Raw genomic sequence first — 18,801 nt, 5'->3', positions numbered from 1 at the left:
ATGATTTTTACTTAATTTTAGTTGTTCCACGTGGAACAAAATAAATAATTAAAGACAAAAACACTTATTGTTCCACGTGGAACATTTGTATTTTTTCATCTTCCTTTTTTCGCATTATACCAGCGTCGGTATCTGATTTGTCTTTATAGCCACAATAGTGTAAAACGCCATGCGCCATAACTCGCAACAATTCGTTTTTAAACGAAACCTCAAAATTGTGCGCATTTTCTCGAACTCTTTCGATAGAAATAAAGATATCGCCTTGTACTAAATTTCCTTCAGAATAATCGAAACTTATAATATCTGTTAATGTATCGTGATTTAAATATTCTACATTAATTTTATGTAAATAATCGTCGTTACAAAAAATATAATTAATTTCTCCTAAAACCTTGTTCTCTGAAAGCACAATTTGATTTAGCCAATTCGAAAAAACGGTTTCATCTTCCAACTCAAAATTGGTTTCGTAATTATAACGTATCATTTGCTTTAAAATATTCTTGAACCTTTTGATTATAATTTGGCTGCAAAGGTAAGCTTTGTCTGTTTAATATTTCAATACTATTTAAATATTCTTGAAGCTGTTTTGGTAGTGTAGAAGAAGACGAATTAAACTTATCTTTATTTGTGTTTGATTTTCTTTTATTCTCTTCGCCTTGCTGCTGAATGGCTTTTTCTAATTTTAATAATTCGTGCTTTAAGTTTAGTATTTTATTTAAGGTTTCATTTTTAAAACCTTTATTAATCAATTGTTTTTCGATATCTTTCATTTGATTAAGCGCATTATTACCCATTCCGCCTAAACCTTCTTTTTCTAATGCTTTTTGCAACGCATCGCGAAGTTGTTGTTGTTCTTTTAAGATTTGTAAAACTTTTCCTGCATTTCCTTCTTGACCACCATCGCCTTCGGAACCGCTTTGCCCTGCTTGACCGGGCTTTTTACCTTTTTCGCCATCTTCGCCATCTGGCTTATTACCTTTATCGCCTGGTTTTTTACCTTCCATTTCGCCTTTCATTTGCTCGCCTAATGATTCTTGCTGCTTAATAATGTCTGGAAGTTGCATATCGCCTTTACCTTGTCCTGGCATTGGCATTGGCGAACCTTGACCTTGACCTTGCATTTGCATCATCATTTGCTGTTGTACATTACTTAAGAAATCGGCTAAGGTATTTGCCGCTTTAAAAGCAAATTGTTGATGCGAACTTCCTTTAAATATATTGCCATCAGCAATTGTTTCGAGTGCTTTATCTACATTATAATGTACATCGCCAACTTCTTTGAAAACAACTTCAGATATATCGGCATTACGTGTGGCAATTGCAAACAAACTATCATCAATATGCTTAAATTGTGTTTTTAATATTTGTTGTTTTTTTAATACTTTATTGAGAATTAACGTTGATTTATTTGCAGCTTTTGTTTCGTCCATTAACGCTTCTTCATCAAATGAAAAGGCTAACAAATTATCTAATATTTGGCGCAACATTTTTGCATCTTCTTGTAACATTTTCATATCGCCAGCTTGCATAGACGCCATCATTTTTTGGCTCATTTGTTGCATTTTTTGTCCAGCCGATTTTTGTTTAGGAGCTGCTTGCTGTTGGTTGTTTTGCTCTAATTTATCGGTTGCATTTTGTTGATCTTTTTCAATACTTTCTTCCTCTTGCTTATCGGTAGGAATATCCATTGGTTTTTTTAAATCGCTATTCTCTTTGTCTAAATTATCTAACTCTTTTTGTAAGTTGTCGAATTCTTGATTTAGCTTTTCTTGGTTTTCTTTTGTGTTGTTTTCTTTATCGTTTGCTAATTTTTCTTGCTTTTTTCCAAGTTTATCTAACTTATCGGCAAGTTGCTTTGCTTTTTGCTCTACATAAAAACGCTTTGTTAACTCGACTAATTGTTCCAAATTCATTTTTTGGGTTTTAGCATTTTGCTGTAGTTTATCGGCTTTGTTAAACAATTCTTCCTTTTGAAGTTTTTTAGTTAATTCTTCTAATTCTTTTAAAAGCTTTTCATTTTCTTCCGATTGCTTTTCGAATTCTTCTAAACGACGTTGTAATTCTTTTTTTTCTTGTGGGCTATCGGATTTGAATTCGTCTAATTTTTTATTCAATTCTTTAGAAAATTCCTTCATCATTTCTTCTTGTTGTTGCTGACGGTTTAAGAAATCTTCTATCTTTTTTTGGTCTTTAAAATCGAGGTTCGATTTTTCTTTATTCAATTTTTGCAATTTGTCTAATTCTGATAATTGCTTGTCTTGATTTTTTAATGATTTTTCGAGTGCATCAATATTATCTTGTTGCTCTTGAAGATTTTTATCTTCTTTTTCGGTTGTCGTTAATTCGTAATGAGCAAAAACTAATGATTTTGATGATTTTGAACCATTAACTTGGTCATTATCAAACACTTCAAAATAATATTCGTATTGTTTTCCTTGTTCTAACGTTAAACCAGCAGGAAATGTGTAAACAAAACGATCAACTAATTCTTTTTTAACAGGTAAATTTGCTCTTTTAACTGTGTTTTTATCATTTCTATCATAATACACTACTTGAAGTTTTGCTAAACCGTAATCGTCTGAAACTTGGCCAATAATTACTTTATTTTCGAGTTTTAAACTATCGGGAGCAAGAGTTGCCGAAATAGACGGATATTGATCTTTAGTAATAGAAATTGCATAGCCTAACTTTTCATAATTTTTAACCGCTTGATTAGAGGTATTAATTTGATAATTAAAATCGGAACGAATAGTTTTAGATAAACTAAAATTATTTTCTGTTCTCTTAAAATCTTCTTTTGTATTGGTAACCAATTGAATAACATCGGTTGCTACAGCATTTATTTTCCAAGTAACAATAGTTCCCTCTGGCACAATTGCATTACCATTTCCTTTAATAACTTCTGCACTCTTTTTTAAGTATGATGGATACTGTAAAACCATATCGAACGAGTTAATAGACGGTACATTTATTACCTCAATTGTATAATCTTTTGATTGAATTCCGTTTGCTTCAAGATAAAAAGAAATTGTGTTAGAAACAGCCGAAAACGAATAGCTAAATTGTCCGTTATTATGGTTTTCTAAAAAGTAACTTTCATCGCTAAAATGTAATTTCACTTGTTCTGGCACAACATTTCCTTTAGTAACCACTTGCAATGTAAAAGGCTTGTTTTGTTCAACTTTTAAATTAGTATTAACAACTAAAAAAGAAAAAGGTGCTGGTGGCGTATAAGCCGTTTCATAATGCACCACACGATTAAAGCTATTGTTGAGTATAGAAGAATTTCCTGTAATGTAAAACAACGCAAACAATAGTAAAGGAAGTAGTGCATAAGGCAAATATTTTTTATTCGATTTAAAATCGACTGCGTTTGAAAACGGAATGGGCTGTAACGCATTTGCCTTTTGCTCAATAGAAGCTGCTAACAATTCTGATTGTTCGCTTGAATTAGAAAGCTGTAAGAAATTTAATAATTTATCATTAACTTCTGAAAAGTGATTTCCTATAATTTTTGAAGCTTCGGTATAATTTAACCCTTTTTGAAGTTTAACCAATTTAAAAGCAGGAAGCAATATAAATTTAGTTAACAAAAACAGTTCAACTGCAATAAAAAGCCAAAACAAAACAGTTCGCCCAGTAGTAGAAAGCCATAAAAAATGCTCTACGAGTAGCGTTAGTATAAAATACAATAAGCCAATTGCGACAAATAAAAGTGTTCCTTTTATAATTTCGTTAGTATAAAACTTTTTAATAAAGTCTTCTAATTTGCTGTATATGATGTTTTTATTTTCCAAATTTTTAATCAATTGTTAATAACCGATAAAATTACAAAAAAAAATAGTCAAAAGTCAAAAGTCAAAAGTCAAAAGTCAAAAGTCAAAAGTCAAAAGTTGAAAGTTGAAAACATATTTTAAAGCTTAGAATTTTTAAAAATATCTAATTGACAAATTGACACATTAACTTGTATCTTTGCAAAGAATCTCATTATAGGAAGAAAATGTCAAAAAATGTTCGCGTAAGATTTGCGCCAAGTCCAACAGGGCCATTGCACATAGGTGGTGTGCGTACCGCTTTATTCAACTATTTATTTGCTAAAAAACATGGTGGAATTTTTTATTTACGAATAGAAGATACTGACCAAACTCGGTTTGTACCAGGCGCTGAAGCTTATATATTTGAAGCATTAGACTGGTTAGGAATTGCACCCGATGAAACCGTTGGTAAAAATGAAAAATTTGGTCCTTACCGTCAAAGTGAACGTAAAGCTATATACAAAAAATACGCCGATGAATTGATAAATTCGGGCTGGGCATATTATGCTTTTGATACCCCAGAAGCTTTAGACGAACATCGTAAGCAGCATGAAGCTGAAGGTAAAACTTTTATATACAACTGGCATAATCGTGAAAAACTCGATACATCTTTAGTTCAAAGTAAAGAGGAAGTTGAAAAACGTATAGCTAATGGCGAACCGTATGTAGTTCGCTTTAAAACGCCAGTAAATGAAACTTTAGAAATTAATGACATTATTCGTGGAACAGTAAAATTTGATACAAATTTGTTAGACGATAAAGTATTGTTTAAAAGCGATGGAATGCCAACGTATCATTTAGCAAACATTGTTGACGATCATTTAATGGAAACATCACACGTAATTCGTGGCGAAGAATGGTTACCAAGTTTACCTTTACATTATTTATTATACAAAGCATTTGGTTGGGAAGCACCAGAATTTGCCCACTTGCCCTTAATTTTGAAACCTATTGGTAACGGAAAGTTATCGAAAAGAGATGGTGATAAAATGGGGTTTCCAGTATTTCCACTAGAATGGACAGATGCTTCCAGCATGACAAAGTCGATAGGTTATCGTGAGCAAGGCTATTTTCCAGAAGCGGTAGTCAACTTTTTAGCTTTACTAGGTTGGAACGATGGCACAGACAAAGAATTATTTTCACTTGAAGAACTTATCGCTTCATTTGATTTAAATCGTGTAAACAAATCGGGAGCTAAGTTTGACCCAGAGAAAAATAAATGGTTCAATCATCAATATTTAATTGAAAAATCAGATGAAGAATTAGCCGAAAGTTTTCAAAAGCTATTTGCCGATAAAATTGGAGATTCCTACGGAATGACAAAACTGGTAAAAATTGTAGGTTTAGTAAAAGAACGTGCTAATTTTGTTACCGATTTATGGGATTTAGCCGACTATTTCTTTGTTGCACCAACTTCTTATGATGAAAAAGCAACCAAAAAATGGAATGCAGAAACTAAAGTAACTTTAGCGCAAGTAATGGAACAATTAAGTTCATATACTGATTTTACTTCGCAAACTATTGAAACTAATTTAAAAGAATGGATGAACGCTAACGAAATTGGAATGGGAAAAGTAATGCAACCCTTACGATTAAGTTTAGTAGGCGAATTAAAAGGACCACATTTATTTGATATTATTGAAGTTTTAGGAAAAGAAGAAACGCTAAAACGAATTGAAAAAGCAATAGCAATCATATAAAAAACAAAACCCTCAACAATGTTGAGGGTTTTGTTTGTAAAAATTATTTTTACAGATAAATAGTTAACATTCCGCTTAACATTCCAAAATTTCCTTTAAAATCTTTATTTCCATTAAGCAAAACTAACGTATCGTCTTTATTTAATTTATTCATTACATTAATAAAACCATATTGGTAATTTATGTTTAATCTAAAATTAGTGAACCCAACTGTAACCCCACCATAAACATTGCCACTAAAAGTATTAATAGCTACAATATCTTTTGCTTGAACAAGCGGACTGTCTTTTAATAACAGATTTTCTTTATCGCTATCTACTTTTAATTTACCGTTTATTTGTAAAACAGGACCAATTTCTAATGTTAAGTGATTTTCTATTAGCATATAACTGGCTACTAAATGCACTTGAACAGCAGATAACTTATAATTAATAGCTGTATTTGTAACCGATTGTAATGAAAAATTGCTATCGGTAAATTGCATTCCGTAAATCATTTGCCAATTATTATAATAGTTTCCTCGCAGAGAAAATCCTGCTACCCAACCTATTTCTGGTTTTGCTTTAAATTGTTCAGAAAACAAATTGAGTTGTGTAATTCCTCCCGAAAGTCCAATGTGGTTACTGTCTTTATCTCCATATTGCGAAAACATTAAATTACAACACAGTAAAATAAAAACAAGAAATAATTTTTTCATAAGTTCTAATTTTAAAAGTAAAAATAAGATATATGTTTTAAAATGTAACATTTTAAATAAAATAACGTATAATAAGTATAACTAATCAAAATTAAAAATCAATGGGATTTATTTATTTTTTACTTGTAATAGGATTATTCCTGTTATTTGCATCGTTTTTTACCGTAAAACAACAAACAGCTGTAATTATTGAACGTTTTGGGAAATTTAACAGTATCCGAAATTCGGGTTTACAATTAAAAATTCCAGTAATCGATAGAGTAGCTGGTCGTGTAAACTTACGTATCCAACAGTTAGATGTAATTATCGAAACAAAAACAAAAGACAACGTATTCGTAAAACTAAAAGTTTCGGTTCAGTTTAAAGTATTGCAAGAAAAAGTTTACGAAGCATTCTATAAATTAGAATATCCGCACGATCAAATTACTTCGTATGTGTTTGATGTGGTTCGTGCTGAAGTTCCAAAACTAAAACTAGACGACGTTTTTGAACGTAAAGACGATATTGCGGTAGCAGTTAAACGCGAATTAAACGATGCAATGTCAACCTATGGTTACGACATCATTAATACATTAATTACTGATATTGACCCAGATATTCAAGTTAAAAACGCGATGAACCGTATTAATGCTGCCGATCGTGAAAAAACTGCTGCCGAGTACGAAGCAGAAGCATCACGTATTCGAATTGTGGCAAAAGCCAAAGCCGAAGCAGAAAGCAAGCGTTTACAAGGTCAGGGTATTGCCGATCAGCGTAGAGAAATTGCTCGTGGTTTAGTAGAATCGGTAGATGTATTAAATGGAGTAGGAATTAACTCGCAAGAAGCATCTGCATTAATTGTAGTTACACAACATTATGATACGCTTCAATCAATCGGTGCTGATACCAATAGTAATTTAATTTTATTGCCAAATTCGCCACAAGCAGGTAGCGATATGCTAAACAATATGGTGGCTAGCTTTACAGCAAGTAACCAAGTAGGTGAGGCTATGAAAAAAGCGGCAACCAATAAAAAGAAAAATAACAATTCCGAAGAATAGATTCTGAAACAAGTTCAGAATGACCATAAAAAATCCATCAGTTGAAAAATTGATGGATTTTATTTTTTCTTAAAAAATTTATTAATAAGTAATGGAACAACTATTTTTCTCACAATTCCAAAACCATATAATAATGAATCGGAATTAGAAATGGCTTTTTGTAAAATAGTAGTTGGTGTAAAAGCATCGACAGTTTGATTAAAAGAAAGGTTTAATTTTCTTTCATCGATTCTTTTTTGAAGTTTTAAAATTTCTAAATCTTTATCTATTGCTGCAAAAGAACTATATTTTTTAGTCATCGTTATGTGTAGTGTTAAAAAAAATATCGGAAAACTTTTCAATTAATTTTTTTAGAAATACTTTGGTAAAAAGAAAATACAATAAAATTGTAACAAGTACATAAATACCAGCAACTACTAAAAAGCCTACCGCCATATTTTGAAAATAATTACCTAACGCTAAAGCTAAGGCTATAGAAAGAAAAAGTACTACAATAGCTACTAAAACCAACAGCATCATTATTTTAATTACTAATGATGTCGATTTTACCGAAACTTTAAAAAACCACAACTTATAATAGGAAACATTACTTTCTATGGTTTTATTAAGTTGATTTTGAAGCTCTTTTGTATTTTCTTTTAAATGATCAAAAAACATTTACTTTACGTTCTTTTTTAATTCGGCAAGTTTTTTTTCCATTTCTGCAATTATTCCTTCCGCATCTGATTTATTATTTTTAATGAATGAATCTATTTCTCCCATTATGCTATCTTTAGTTTTAGAAACTTTTTGAGCTAAATTTTCAGAAGCTTTGCTTAATTTTTCATTTAATAAATCGGACTCTTCGTTTAACTTATCTTTAATTTTTTGTCTGGTTTTTGAACCTTTATCTGGTGCAACCAAAACACCTATTGCTACACCAGCAAGAAGTGTCCAAAATAAATTGTTTACATTTTTTGACATAAGAATAACTTTTAAATTCTATTAAAAATACAAAATTTTATATAAAAACGCAAATAAAGACTTTAATTTATTTTTTTTATAAAAATAGTACTACAGAGTCATTTTTTTAAAAAAATGGATTAAAACAAAAATAATTGATAGGTTTTCTATCAATTATTTTTATTTTATGTATTGTAACTATATTTATTATTTATGATAAATTAATTTATTGAACGTCTTTAATTTTAGCCCAAGAATCGCGTAAACCAACAGTTTTGTTAAAAACCAATTTTTCTTTACTCGAATCTTTATCGACACAAAAATATCCTAAACGCTGAAACTGAAATTGATCTAAATTTTTTGCTGTTGTTAAACTTGGTTCTACATAACCCGTAATAATTTCTAACGAATTTGGGTTAATAAAATTTTTAAAATCAACATCTTTATCGCCATCTGGGTTTTCATGACTAAACAAGCGATCATACACACGAACTTCAGCTTGTTTTGCATGCGCAATAGAAACCCAATGAATAGTTCCTTTTACTTTACGTTTGCTAGCTTCGGTACCACTTCCCGATTTAGAATCTACATCGTACGTACAATGAATTTCGGTTATGTTTCCGTTTTCATCTTTTATAACTTGTTCTCCTTTAATAATATAGGCGTTTTTTAAACGTACTTCTGTTCCTAAAGTTAATCTAAAAAATTTCTTATGAGCTTCTTCTTGAAAGTCTTCTCTTTCGATATATAATTCTCTTGAAAAAGGAACTTTACGATACGTCATCACTTCCTCTTCTGGATTGTTTTCGGCTTCTAGCCATTCTTCTTTTCCTTCAGGATAATTGGTAATAACTAACTTCACAGGATTTAAAACAGCCATTACACGTGGCGCAGTTTTATTCAACTCTTCACGCACACAAAACTCTAATAAAGAAACATCTATCAAATTTGTACGTTTTGCAATACCAATAGTTTTTGCAAAATTTCGAATAGCCATAGGCGGATAACCACGTCTGCGCATACCCGAAATGGTACTCATTCGCGGATCGTCCCAACCAGTAACATACTTTTCTTCAACAAGTTGTAATAATTTTCGTTTAGAAACTACCGTGTGCGACAAATTTCTACGAGCAAACTCACGTTGTTTTGGTCGTACTTTATTTTCATCATAAATTTGATCTAAAAACCAATCATACAGTTCGCGATGTGGTAAAAATTCTAATGTACAAAGCGAATGTGAAATTTGTTCTAAATAATCACTTTCACCATGAGCCCAATCATACATTGGGTAAATACACCAATTATCGCCTGTGCGATGATGATGTGCGTGCATAATACGATACATTATAGGATCGCGCATCAACATATTGGTTGATGCCATATTAATTTTGGCACGCAAAACGTAACTTCCGTTTGGAAATTCACCGTTTTTCATACGTTCAAATAAATCTAAATTTTCTTCAATCGAACGATTTCTGTTTGGGCTATCTGTACCTGGTTGTGTAGGTGTTCCTTTTTGTTTCGCCATTTCTTCCGATGACTGATTATCAACATAGGCTTTTCCTTTTTTGATTAATTTAATTGCCCAATCGTATAATTGTTGAAAATAATCGGAAGCATAACATTCTTTATCCCATTGAAAACCAAGCCATTCTACATCGCGCTTAATAGCATCTACATATTCTTGTTCTTCTTTACTTGGGTTGGTATCATCAAAACGTAAATTTACTGGCGCATTATAATCTAATCCTAATCCAAAGTTTAAACAAATAGCACTAGCATGCCCAACATGTAAATAACCATTGGGTTCTGGTGGAAAACGAAAGCGTAATTTATTGGTTGACAAACCATTTTTTAAATCTTCTTCAATGATTTGTTCTATAAAATTCAATGATTTTTCTTCAATTGACATGGTCTTTTTTTTACTTTTGACAAAGATAATAATTAGTTTAGAAGTTTTACTGTTTGCTAATTGAAAAGACTGTAAACTGTAAACTGTAAACTGTAAACTGAATAAAATGGGAATTATTAAATTAAATAACATTCGTACCTATTCGTATCATGGTTGTTTGTTAGAAGAAGGGCACATTGGCAGTGATTATTTAGTAAATTTAGAAATCAAAACCGACTTGCGTAAATCGGTAGAAACAGATGATTTACATGATACGGTTGATTATGTTGATTTAAACCGAATTGTTACTGAAGAAATGGCAATAAGAGCCAAATTATTAGAACATGTAGCGCATAGAATAGTCAAAAGAATTTTTAGTGAATTACCTCAAGTTTCACGTATAAAAATTGGTGTTTCTAAAATAAATCCACCTATTGGCGGCGATGTAGAAAGTGTTACAATTGAAATGGAAGAGTTTCGAAATTAAAGAAAATATTATTTACTAAAAAACCTCAAAGGTTTTGGAAACCTTTGAGGTTTTAAAATATAACTACTATAACATTTATAATCTAATACTTATTTCATTCTGTATTTTCTGTCTTTATATAAATTGCTCGATGAAATAATATGCGCTAAACCATCTTTTGCCAATTCTTCATTTAATGGCATTGGCGTCATTATAGTATCATTTTCCAATTTAAATTGTAAGGGTTTTGCATTTGGATTATACACCACAATTTCGTTGCCCACTCTAAATGAATAGGTTTCGTGAAACAACATAATAGTGCGTTCTTTTGCGGTTTCTTTTTGCATTAAATTATTTCCAACCATGGGTGAATTTGTTGTAATTCCAGATAGTTTTAAAAGTGTAGGAGCAATATCCATTTGGCTGGCTAATTTATTGTAAACACCTGGTTTTACATTAGGAGCAATAACCAAAGCAGGAATGTGAAATTTATTTACAGGAACTAAATTTTTTCCATAAGTTCGCGTATTATGATCGGCAATTACGATGAAAATAGTGTTTTTAAAATACGCTTCATTTTTAGCTAATTCAAAGAATTTTCCAATGGCAAAATCGGCATATTTCATAGCATTGTGAACAGAATTTTTTGGTTTTTCATACAATTCTATTCTACCATCAGGAAATTCAAAAGGCTCATGATTAGAAGTAGAAAACATCAATGAAAAGAAAGGTTTATTGCTTTGTGATTTGAAATATTCATTAGCTTTTATTGCTAAATCTTCATCAGAATAACCCCAAGTTCCTTTAAAAGCATGTTTTTGTCCATCAGCATCAAAATCGGTTTCATCAATAATATTTTTAAAGCCATTTCCATTAAAAAAAGATGCCATATTATCGAAGTTACCCATACCACCATAAATAAAACTTGTATCATACCCTTGCTCACCGAAAGCTTCTGCAAGCGTATAAAAGCCTTGTTGAGCGCCACCTAATTTCACAACACTTTCAGAAGGATTAGGAATAAATCCAGAAGTAACTTGCTCAATTCCTCTAACACTACGTGTACCAGTACAATACAAATTAGTAAACAATAAACCCTCTTTTGCTAAGGAATCAAAATTTGGTGTTAAAGGTAATCCGTCTAAACAACCAACATATTCTGCACCTAAACTTTCTTGAAGAAAAATTACGACATTATATTTTGGTTGAATAGAATCGGGTTGAACGTGGTGTAAAAATGGAACATCCGATGGAATAAATTCAGTTACATCCATATATTTTTTTACACGGTTGTAAGCTTCGGTTTCATCCATTTTACCATATTTTTTAACATTACCTTCATTTTTTAATGAATAGGCTGCAAAAGCAACAGTATAGGTTGAATTTAATGCTAAAGAATTCGTCATTTGGTCTGGCGAAAAAATGGCATTACTAGCATTTATTGGGCGTTTTGAAGTTAAACTACCACGAGCTCCCCAAAACAATAAAAAAGCAACTGGTAAAAAGAAAAGTAATTTGTATTTATACATTGATTGTACTGGGTAAAACCAATATTTTCCTTTTTTAAAAGCAAAATAAACGACAACAATTAAAATAAGAAAAGTGATTATTAATGAAGATAAATAGCTTTTTAAAAGCGTTCCTATAACTTCTTTTGGATAAATTAAATAATCGAGAAATAATCGATTGGGACGTGTATCGTATTGATGAATAAAATCGGGAGTTGAAAGCTCCATTAAAAGAATAATTACTAAGAAAAAAATAAAATATATAGCGAAAAAGTTCTTAATTTTTTGCAACCAATTATCAGGTAAAAAAGTAATTAATAGAAAAGGTAAAAAGGAAATATAGGAAAGTAAAATAGTATCAAAACGTAAACCTATAAAAAATAAATCGATATAATTTGAAGTTTCAACAGCACGATCCTTAAAAATAAAAAATAAAATTATTCGGCTTAATGAATTGATAAGTAGCCCTAATAAAAAGAATAATCCTATTGGTTTTAAATACTTTAATTTTCCCATTTACGTATAATTTAGCAATCAAAAGTAAAAGTAAGCAGCAATTATTATTAAAAAAGTAACTTAATATTGTCTTAATTTTTTGGCAAAGAAGAAAAATAATGTAAATTTGCGTTCCAATTAAGGCGTCGTGGCCGAGCGGCTAGGCACCGGTCTGCAAAACCGTCTACTCCGGTTCGAATCCGGACGATGCCTCAAAATAGAAAGAGTTACTTGAAAAAGTAGCTCTTTTTTTATATAAAATTTTTAGAAAAAATTAATTAAAAATATTTCCGAACGATGCCTCTAAATAGAAATAGTTACTTAAAAAAATAGTTTTTTTTATGTAATAATTTTTTCTAAAAATTATTCTATAATTGATTTTTCGTTAAGAAATTTATTTGTAATCATTTCTTTTTCTTTTGGGAAAAATCCTTGAAGTATAAAAAACAAACCAAAAATTAAAATTACAATACTAATAACGCGCTTTATTTTATAAATATTTTGGGGTGTAAGTTTATTTTTTAATTGTTTGGCTAATAATATTTTAGCACAATCAAAAACCAGATAAAAAGCTAAAATTGCAGCAAAAAAAATAAAAATTCGTTGCGTATCCATATTCATTTGTGGGCCATAAGTAATGATAATCATCATCCAAAATCCTAGCACACCAATATTTATAAAATTAAGTAAAAATCCTTTAAAAAATAATCCGAAGTAATTGTTTTTTGGAATATTATCTTCGTCTTCAATTATATCTTGTTGTTTTTTGAAATTTCTTTTGAGTAAAATATAAGAAATTAAACCGTAGGCAAACATTATGATTCCGCCTACAACAAAAAGTGTTGGATTGTCTTTTAACTGTTCTAATAACTTATTAGTACTTAAATAAGCCACAAGAATGAAAATAAAATCGGAAAAAACAATTCCTAAATCAAACGTAAATGCCGCACGAAATCCTTTGGTAATACTAGTTTCTAATAATACAAAAAAACCTGGCCCAATAGAAAAGGCTAATAATAATCCCCAAGGAATAGCGGTTAAAATATCTTCGAAATGCAAATTTTAGTAATTAGTTATTAGTAACTAGTAATTAGTAAAAAGTTTATTCTATTAACAAAGTTAAAAAAATCTAGAAACTGTTTACTAATTACTTAGCAACTTGTTTTATGCTTCCACCAGCAATTGTTTTTTGGTCAATTTGTTTTGGTTTCCCATAAATATCTATTTCACCACCAGCTCTTACTTTTGCATTAACATAATCGGTTGCAAATATTTCTGCTTTTCCGCCAGCATTTGCTGTTACGGTAGTTTGTTTTGTAAGTAAATCACTAGCTTCATATTCGGCACCAGAATTTATTAAAACATCTGTAAAATCGGCTTTTCCTGTAAGTTCTAATATACTTCCGTTAGAAATACGAACGGATAGTTTTTCAGTTTCTAATATTAATTTTACTTGTGCGCCTTCTTTTACAATTATATCAAAATGACTAGTTGTAAAAACATCATTAGAACTGATATGTGAGCCTTCATTCGCTTCAACAGCTTCTATATTTTTATAATATAAAGTAGCCGAAATTGCATCGCCTTGCATCATTTTAGAAAAAGGCATACGTATTTTTAGTTCGCCGTTTTTATTGATAATTTCAACTTCATTGGCGCCATTGCCTTTCAATTCTATTTTATTTTCTAATGCTTTTACTAAAGTTACATCAATTTGATCGAAACTGGTTACTTTATGAAAATCTCCTAAATTTTTCTCTACTTGAGCATTAGCTATTGAAAACATTAAAAAAGTTAAACCATTTATAAATAGTTTTTTCATAGATATAAATTTTAGATTTTGAAACAAATTCAGAATAACACTATTGTTATTCTTTTTTACGGATATACCAATAGTCTAATTGTTTTTTTACTAAATCGGCATTTTTAACTTTAACGTAAACTTCGTCGCCTAATTGTAAAATATTTTTAGAAACTTCGCCAACCATTGCATATTGCTTGTCATCAAACACATAATAATCGTCTTTTAATTCACGAATACGGCACATGCCTTCGCATTTATTTTCGATAATTTCTACATAAATTCCCCATTCGGTAACGCCTGAAATAACACCTAAAAATTCTTGATCTTTATGATCTTGCATGTATTTTACTTGCATATATTTTATAGAATCGCGCTCGGCATTGGCAGCTAAATTTTCCATTTGCGACGAGTGTTGACATTTTTCTTCATACACTTCTTCGCTCACACTTTTTCCACCATCTAAATAATATTGCAACAAACGGTGTGCCATTACATCGGGATAACGACGTATAGGCGATGTAAAATGACTGTAATAATCGAAAGCTAATCCGTAATGACCGATATTATGTGTAGAATATTCAGCTTTACTCATGGTACGAATCGCTAAGGTGTCGACCATATTTTGTTCTTTTTTACCTTGAACTTCAGTAAGTAAATTATTCAACGAATTGGAAATATCTTTTTTTGATTTAAAATTTAATGAATACCCAAAACGCTTAATAACTGTTTGTAAACTCATCAATTTATCTTCATTGGGTTCATCGTGAATACGATACACAAATGTTTTCTTTTGTTTTCCAATAAATTCGGCAACTTTTCTATTTGCTAAAAGCATGAATTCTTCAATAAGATGATTGGCATCTTTACTTTGTTTAAAGTAAACACCAGTTGGTTCAGCATTTTCATTTAGATGAAATTTGACTTCAACTTTATCAAAAGAAATAGCGCCATGAGCCATACGTTTACTTCGTAAAATTTTAGCTAATTCATCTAATTTTAAAGTAGCTTCAACTATAGCATTATCAACTTTATATTCCTTTCCAGTTAAAGATATTTCTGCAGGAATTATATCTGATTTCGACTCTATTATACTTTGTGCTTCTTCATAAGCAAAACGTTGATCACTGTAAATTACGGTTCTGCCAAACCAAGAATCGACTACTTCTGCTTTAGCATTTAATTTAAAAACAGCCGAAAACGTGTATTTTTCTTCATGCGGACGCAAGGAACAAGCAAAATTTGACAACACTTCGGGTAACATTGGAACAACACGATCAACCAAATATACTGAAGTTGCTCGATTATAAGCTTCTTCATCTAAAATTGTTCCTTCTTGTACATAATGCGAAACATCAGCAATATGAACACCAATTTCGTAATTTCCATTTTCTAAAACTTCAAATGATAAAGCATCGTCAAAATCTTTTGCATCTTTTGGATCGATAGTAAAAGTTAAAACATTTCGCATATCACGACGCTTAGCAATTTCTTCTGGAGTAATTGAAGTATCTAATTTTTTAGCAAATGCTTCTACTTCAATAGGAAAATCGTAAGGTAAGCCGTATTCTGCTAAAATAGCATGAATTTCGGTATTGTGTTCGCCTGGTTTTCCTAAAACTTTAATTACCGAACCAAAAGGCGAATCGGCTTTTTTTGGCCAATCTTCCATTTTTACTAAAACAACATCACCGTGTTGTGCTTCACCTATTTTATTTTTTGGAATAAAAATATCGGTGTACATTTTAGGATGCGAAGTAGTTACAAAAGCAAAGTTTTTTTGAATATCGATTACACCAACAAATTCTATTTTACTTCTTTCTAAAATTTCTAAAACTTCGGCTTCTGGTTTACGAGAACTTCTACGATTATAAATATAAGCACGCACTTTATCGCCATGCAAAGCGTGATTAAGATTGATAAACGGCACAAAAACATCGTCTTCTAATTCATCGCACATAAAATAGCCCGTTTTTCGAGAAGTCATATCAATAACACCTTCATAGTATTCGGCTTTTGAAACCATTTGGTATTTTCCTCTATCGGTTTCATGAATTTTATCTTGAGCTTTTAAAAGTTTTAAATCGCGAATAATTTCGTTTCTACTTTTGGTATCATTAAGTTCTAGTTGCGCTGCAATTTGTTTGTAATTGAACGATTTAGACGGTTCTTTTGCTAAAATTTTATAAATCTGTGCTGTAAAATCTTTTGTTTTATTTCCTAATTTTTTTGGTTTCTTACTCATATATCTTTTCTAAATAAAGTTGAAAGTTACGAAGAAGAAAATAGAAAAAAGAAAAAAGAGATTAGATTTAATAAAATTGTAACATTTGAAAATAGAGAAGTTTTCAACAACTTCTAAAAACAACAAAAAAAGATTTTTAAAATTTTTAAAATTTATGATGATAATGATAGCGTGTTAATAAGCGTGAAAACTTTTTTTGAATTTTCTTTTTTTTAAAGTTTTACAATTTTATACAATTCTATCAACACTTATTTTTTACTCTAATTATTTGATTTTGATTAAAAAATAATGAATTGAATACAACTTATTAACAACTGTTAATTTCTATTTTTATTAGGGTTTGGTAAACAATTTTTTTATTAAAACTTGTTAATAAACTCACTTTTTTTATCAATAAGTAACCAATAAAAATTTAAAAATTTGTGTTGTTTTATTCAATTGAATTTGTGTATATATAAATTTGCTTAGGTTTTAAAAATAGTTCTGATTTTCTATTCAAAATTATTAACAATTACTGTTAATTTATAATGAATTAAAAATCAATTAATTGTAAAAATTAATTAACAATGGAAAATTTTGCTGTTAATTAGCGTTTATATTTTGAATTTCTCACGATATTCTTTAAAATCTTGTTGTAATATTTTTCCATCTACTTTTCCTTTCATTTTTTTGAGGTGTTCGAGTATTACAAAACTTCGTTCAATGCGTAATTGTGAACTTTTAATTTTGTTGATTATATAAATAAGTGTACGTTGCGTACCAGGTGTAAGTTGATGAAATATTTTGCTTCCTTCTGGATCACTATAAAGTACTTCTTCCATTTCTTCAGTAATTTCCATACCATATTTTGATTCATCGGGTTTTATGATTACTGAAACTTCATCACCAATTTCTAGTTTACATTTTTTTAAAACCTCTTTATTCAATAAAATATAATGAAAATCACCTTTTGGAGACATCGCCCGTGAAACAGTGAGTGAATTATTTAGCGTGCATTTTATACGTTTATCCGTTGTTTGCGGCAACATTTTTTCATAAATAGCTTCAGGAATAATGATATATGGACCATAACCTAAATTGTTGTCGTCAAAACTAGAAATAACACCTTCAAAATTCATAATCAAAAATTTACTTTCAAAGTTAGGATAACTTATCATAGAATCTGCCTAAATTTGTAAAAATATATAAACACATAACTAACAGATCATGATTATTTCAATAGGAAACGACCATGCGGGTCCCGACTACAAAAAAGCAATTGTAAAGTATTTAGAATTAAACGAACACACAGTTATAAACCACGGAACTGATACTTTTGAGAGTGTTGATTATCCCGATTTTGGTCATCCGGTTGCCTACGATGTTGAAACAGGTAAAGCTAATTTTGGTATAGTAATTTGTGGTTCGGGTAACGGAATAGCGATGACAGTTAATAAACATCAAGGTGTACGTGCGGCTTTATGTTGGACCAAAGAAATTTCGGCGCTAGCGCGCCTACACAACAATGCTAATGTAATAAGTATTCCTGCTCGATTTACTTCAATAGAACAAGCGGTTGAAATGGTGCATACGTTTTTAACTACCGAATTTGAAGGAGGCCGCCATGATAAAAGAGTTCAAAAAATTGCTTGTAAGTAAATTAAATGTCAATAAAATTAACAGATCATTGTTTATTATGTGATAAAAGAAATTTTATCATAGAAAAAGGCACAGTTTGTTCTATTAATAATAAACCACCTAATTTTAATGATACATGTTCTAAAATTTCTTTTGATTCAAATTATAAGAAAGTAATTGAAGATGTAAATATTGATTATTTCAAATGTAAAAATCAAAAAATTTTGGTTTATATATATTTTGTTGTTTTTTTAATATTTGGTTTAATGATTGTTTGTTTTTCAATTTATGGAACTTTCTATTTGACTGAAAAATTAAAGAATTATCGTGGGTTAGGATTGGTCGTTTTAGGAATACCAATAATAATTTTTTCTATAGGTTGGGTTTTAATTGGAAAAGCAACAGGAGTTTTAAGAACACATTTAAATGATTTCAAAATTTATGAAAATAAAAAAGAGTTAACAGATAATGTTTTAAAATTGTATAATATAAAATATAATCTTAAAATTACACCTATTAAATCTATTAACGGACCAAAAAGATTTAAAACGGAATTAAAAATTAAATCATAATTTCATTAACTT

Annotated in this window: 17 protein-coding genes and 1 tRNA gene; 6 read left to right on the top strand and 12 right to left on the bottom strand. The window is 30.1% G+C overall.

All coding sequences use genetic code 11. The features are described from left to right. Positions 1–64 precede the first annotated feature (64 nt). Positions 65–484 carry an rRNA maturation RNase YbeY gene (gene ybeY, locus R2808_RS09115; protein WP_371270666.1) on the bottom strand — a complete coding sequence of 140 codons (420 nt, stop codon included), beginning with the start codon at positions 482–484 and terminating at the stop codon, positions 65–67. Further along, on the bottom strand, positions 471–3,797 hold the full coding sequence (locus R2808_RS09110) for a hypothetical protein (protein WP_371270665.1): 3,327 nt from the start codon (positions 3,795–3,797) through the stop codon (positions 471–473). The genes ybeY and R2808_RS09110 overlap by 14 nt, the downstream gene beginning before the upstream one ends. 203 nt (positions 3,798–4,000) lie before the next feature. Here R2808_RS09110 and gltX point away from each other — a divergent pair, with 203 nt between their 5' ends. Further along, a complete protein-coding gene (gene gltX, locus R2808_RS09105) occupies positions 4,001–5,515 on the top strand; it encodes a glutamate--tRNA ligase (protein WP_371270664.1) in 1,515 nt (504 codons plus the stop codon). A 49-nt stretch (positions 5,516–5,564) separates the two neighbouring features. Here gltX and R2808_RS09100 read toward each other — a convergent pair whose 3' ends face one another. Next, positions 5,565–6,212 (bottom strand): PorT family protein, encoded by a 648-nt coding sequence (locus tag R2808_RS09100; RefSeq protein ID WP_371270663.1) that lies wholly within the window; start codon positions 6,210–6,212, stop codon positions 5,565–5,567. A 101-nt stretch (positions 6,213–6,313) separates the two neighbouring features. On the opposite strand from R2808_RS09100, the gene R2808_RS09095 reads away from it, so the two are divergent. After that, positions 6,314–7,252 (top strand): SPFH domain-containing protein, encoded by a 939-nt coding sequence (locus R2808_RS09095; RefSeq protein ID WP_371270662.1) that lies wholly within the window; start codon positions 6,314–6,316, stop codon positions 7,250–7,252. Between the two features lie 59 nt (positions 7,253–7,311). On the opposite strand, the gene R2808_RS09090 is transcribed toward R2808_RS09095, so the two are convergent. The 4 genes from R2808_RS09090 to R2808_RS09075 all read right to left on the bottom strand — a co-directional run bounded on the left by R2808_RS09090 (position 7,312) and on the right by R2808_RS09075 (position 10,106). After that, positions 7,312–7,551 carry a DUF6327 family protein gene (locus tag R2808_RS09090; RefSeq protein ID WP_371270661.1) on the bottom strand — a complete coding sequence of 80 codons (240 nt, stop codon included), beginning with the start codon at positions 7,549–7,551 and terminating at the stop codon, positions 7,312–7,314. Next, positions 7,544–7,909, bottom strand: coding sequence for a competence protein (locus tag R2808_RS09085; RefSeq protein ID WP_371270660.1), 366 nt, complete (start codon positions 7,907–7,909; stop codon positions 7,544–7,546). Before R2808_RS09085 ends, R2808_RS09090 begins: the two co-directional genes overlap by 8 nt. Then, on the bottom strand, positions 7,910–8,215 hold the full coding sequence (locus R2808_RS09080) for a YtxH domain-containing protein (protein ID WP_371270659.1): 306 nt from the start codon (positions 8,213–8,215) through the stop codon (positions 7,910–7,912). Between the two features lie 205 nt (positions 8,216–8,420). Further along, complete coding sequence (locus R2808_RS09075; RefSeq protein WP_371270658.1) at positions 8,421–10,106, bottom strand: glutamine--tRNA ligase/YqeY domain fusion protein; 1,686 nt, start codon at positions 10,104–10,106, stop codon at positions 8,421–8,423. 106 nt (positions 10,107–10,212) lie between these two features. Here R2808_RS09075 and folB point away from each other — a divergent pair, with 106 nt between their 5' ends. Then, complete coding sequence (gene folB / locus R2808_RS09070; RefSeq protein ID WP_371270657.1) at positions 10,213–10,572, top strand: dihydroneopterin aldolase; 360 nt, start codon at positions 10,213–10,215, stop codon at positions 10,570–10,572. 89 nt (positions 10,573–10,661) lie between these two features. Here folB and R2808_RS09065 read toward each other — a convergent pair whose 3' ends face one another. Continuing rightward, positions 10,662–12,575 (bottom strand): LTA synthase family protein, encoded by a 1,914-nt coding sequence (locus tag R2808_RS09065; protein WP_371270656.1) that lies wholly within the window; start codon positions 12,573–12,575, stop codon positions 10,662–10,664. A gap of 121 nt (positions 12,576–12,696) precedes the next feature. Between R2808_RS09065 and R2808_RS09060 the strand changes: the two genes are divergently transcribed. Next, positions 12,697–12,767 (top strand) — tRNA-Cys (locus R2808_RS09060). A gap of 150 nt (positions 12,768–12,917) precedes the next feature. Here the strand turns inward: R2808_RS09060 and R2808_RS09055 are convergent. The 4 genes from R2808_RS09055 to R2808_RS09040 form a co-directional block, all read right to left on the bottom strand. Next, entirely contained in the window at positions 12,918–13,613 is a 696-nt protein-coding gene (locus R2808_RS09055) for a LysE family translocator (RefSeq protein WP_371270655.1), read from the bottom strand. Positions 13,614–13,701: 88 nt separating this feature from the next. Beyond that, on the bottom strand, positions 13,702–14,376 hold the full coding sequence (locus R2808_RS09050; protein ID WP_371270653.1) for a head GIN domain-containing protein: 675 nt from the start codon (positions 14,374–14,376) through the stop codon (positions 13,702–13,704). Positions 14,377–14,422: 46 nt separating this feature from the next. Beyond that, positions 14,423–16,600 (bottom strand): ribonuclease R, encoded by a 2,178-nt coding sequence (gene rnr / locus R2808_RS09045; protein ID WP_371270652.1) that lies wholly within the window; start codon positions 16,598–16,600, stop codon positions 14,423–14,425. Between the two features lie 593 nt (positions 16,601–17,193). Then, positions 17,194–17,718: a DUF1905 domain-containing protein gene (locus R2808_RS09040; RefSeq protein WP_371270651.1), complete on the bottom strand. Its 525-nt coding sequence runs from the start codon at positions 17,716–17,718 to the stop codon at positions 17,194–17,196. Positions 17,719–17,806: 88 nt separating this feature from the next. On the opposite strand from R2808_RS09040, the gene rpiB reads away from it, so the two are divergent. Together rpiB and R2808_RS09030 are read left to right on the top strand one after the other, a co-directional pair. After that, positions 17,807–18,238 (top strand): ribose 5-phosphate isomerase B, encoded by a 432-nt coding sequence (gene rpiB / locus R2808_RS09035; protein ID WP_371270650.1) that lies wholly within the window; start codon positions 17,807–17,809, stop codon positions 18,236–18,238. Positions 18,239–18,243: 5 nt separating this feature from the next. Continuing rightward, on the top strand, positions 18,244–18,789 hold the full coding sequence (locus R2808_RS09030; RefSeq protein ID WP_371270649.1) for a hypothetical protein: 546 nt from the start codon (positions 18,244–18,246) through the stop codon (positions 18,787–18,789). The last annotated feature ends 12 nt before the right edge of the window (positions 18,790–18,801 follow it).

It is taken from the genome of Flavobacterium sp. (genome assembly GCF_041392005.1).
In the GTDB taxonomy this organism is placed as follows: Bacteria; Bacteroidota; Bacteroidia; order Flavobacteriales; family Flavobacteriaceae; genus Flavobacterium.
Note: the sequence above shows the minus strand (reverse complement) of the source record. Positions and strands in the feature narration are given on the sequence as shown.

Excerpts from the sequence above, each read along its gene's own strand:
- R2808_RS09075 (WP_371270658.1), bottom strand. The coding sequence starts at position 10,106 with ATGTCAATTGAAGAAAAATCATTGAATTTTATAGAACAAATCATTGAA.
- R2808_RS09095 (WP_371270662.1), top strand. The coding sequence starts at position 6,314 with ATGGGATTTATTTATTTTTTACTTGTAATAGGATTATTCCTGTTATTT.
- rpiB (WP_371270650.1), top strand. The coding sequence starts at position 17,807 with ATGATTATTTCAATAGGAAACGACCATGCGGGTCCCGACTACAAAAAA.
- R2808_RS09085 (WP_371270660.1), bottom strand. The coding sequence starts at position 7,909 with ATGTTTTTTGATCATTTAAAAGAAAATACAAAAGAGCTTCAAAATCAA.
- gltX (WP_371270664.1), top strand. The coding sequence starts at position 4,001 with ATGTCAAAAAATGTTCGCGTAAGATTTGCGCCAAGTCCAACAGGGCCA.
- R2808_RS09080 (WP_371270659.1), bottom strand. The coding sequence starts at position 8,215 with ATGTCAAAAAATGTAAACAATTTATTTTGGACACTTCTTGCTGGTGTA.
- folB (WP_371270657.1), top strand. The coding sequence starts at position 10,213 with ATGGGAATTATTAAATTAAATAACATTCGTACCTATTCGTATCATGGT.
- R2808_RS09090 (WP_371270661.1), bottom strand. The coding sequence starts at position 7,551 with ATGACTAAAAAATATAGTTCTTTTGCAGCAATAGATAAAGATTTAGAA.
- R2808_RS09100 (WP_371270663.1), bottom strand. The coding sequence starts at position 6,212 with ATGAAAAAATTATTTCTTGTTTTTATTTTACTGTGTTGTAATTTAATG.
- R2808_RS09030 (WP_371270649.1), top strand. The coding sequence starts at position 18,244 with ATGTCAATAAAATTAACAGATCATTGTTTATTATGTGATAAAAGAAAT.
- R2808_RS09065 (WP_371270656.1), bottom strand. The coding sequence starts at position 12,575 with ATGGGAAAATTAAAGTATTTAAAACCAATAGGATTATTCTTTTTATTA.
- R2808_RS09050 (WP_371270653.1), bottom strand. The coding sequence starts at position 14,376 with ATGAAAAAACTATTTATAAATGGTTTAACTTTTTTAATGTTTTCAATA.
- rnr (WP_371270652.1), bottom strand. The coding sequence starts at position 16,600 with ATGAGTAAGAAACCAAAAAAATTAGGAAATAAAACAAAAGATTTTACA.
- R2808_RS09040 (WP_371270651.1), bottom strand. The coding sequence starts at position 17,718 with ATGAATTTTGAAGGTGTTATTTCTAGTTTTGACGACAACAATTTAGGT.
- ybeY (WP_371270666.1), bottom strand. The coding sequence starts at position 484 with ATGATACGTTATAATTACGAAACCAATTTTGAGTTGGAAGATGAAACC.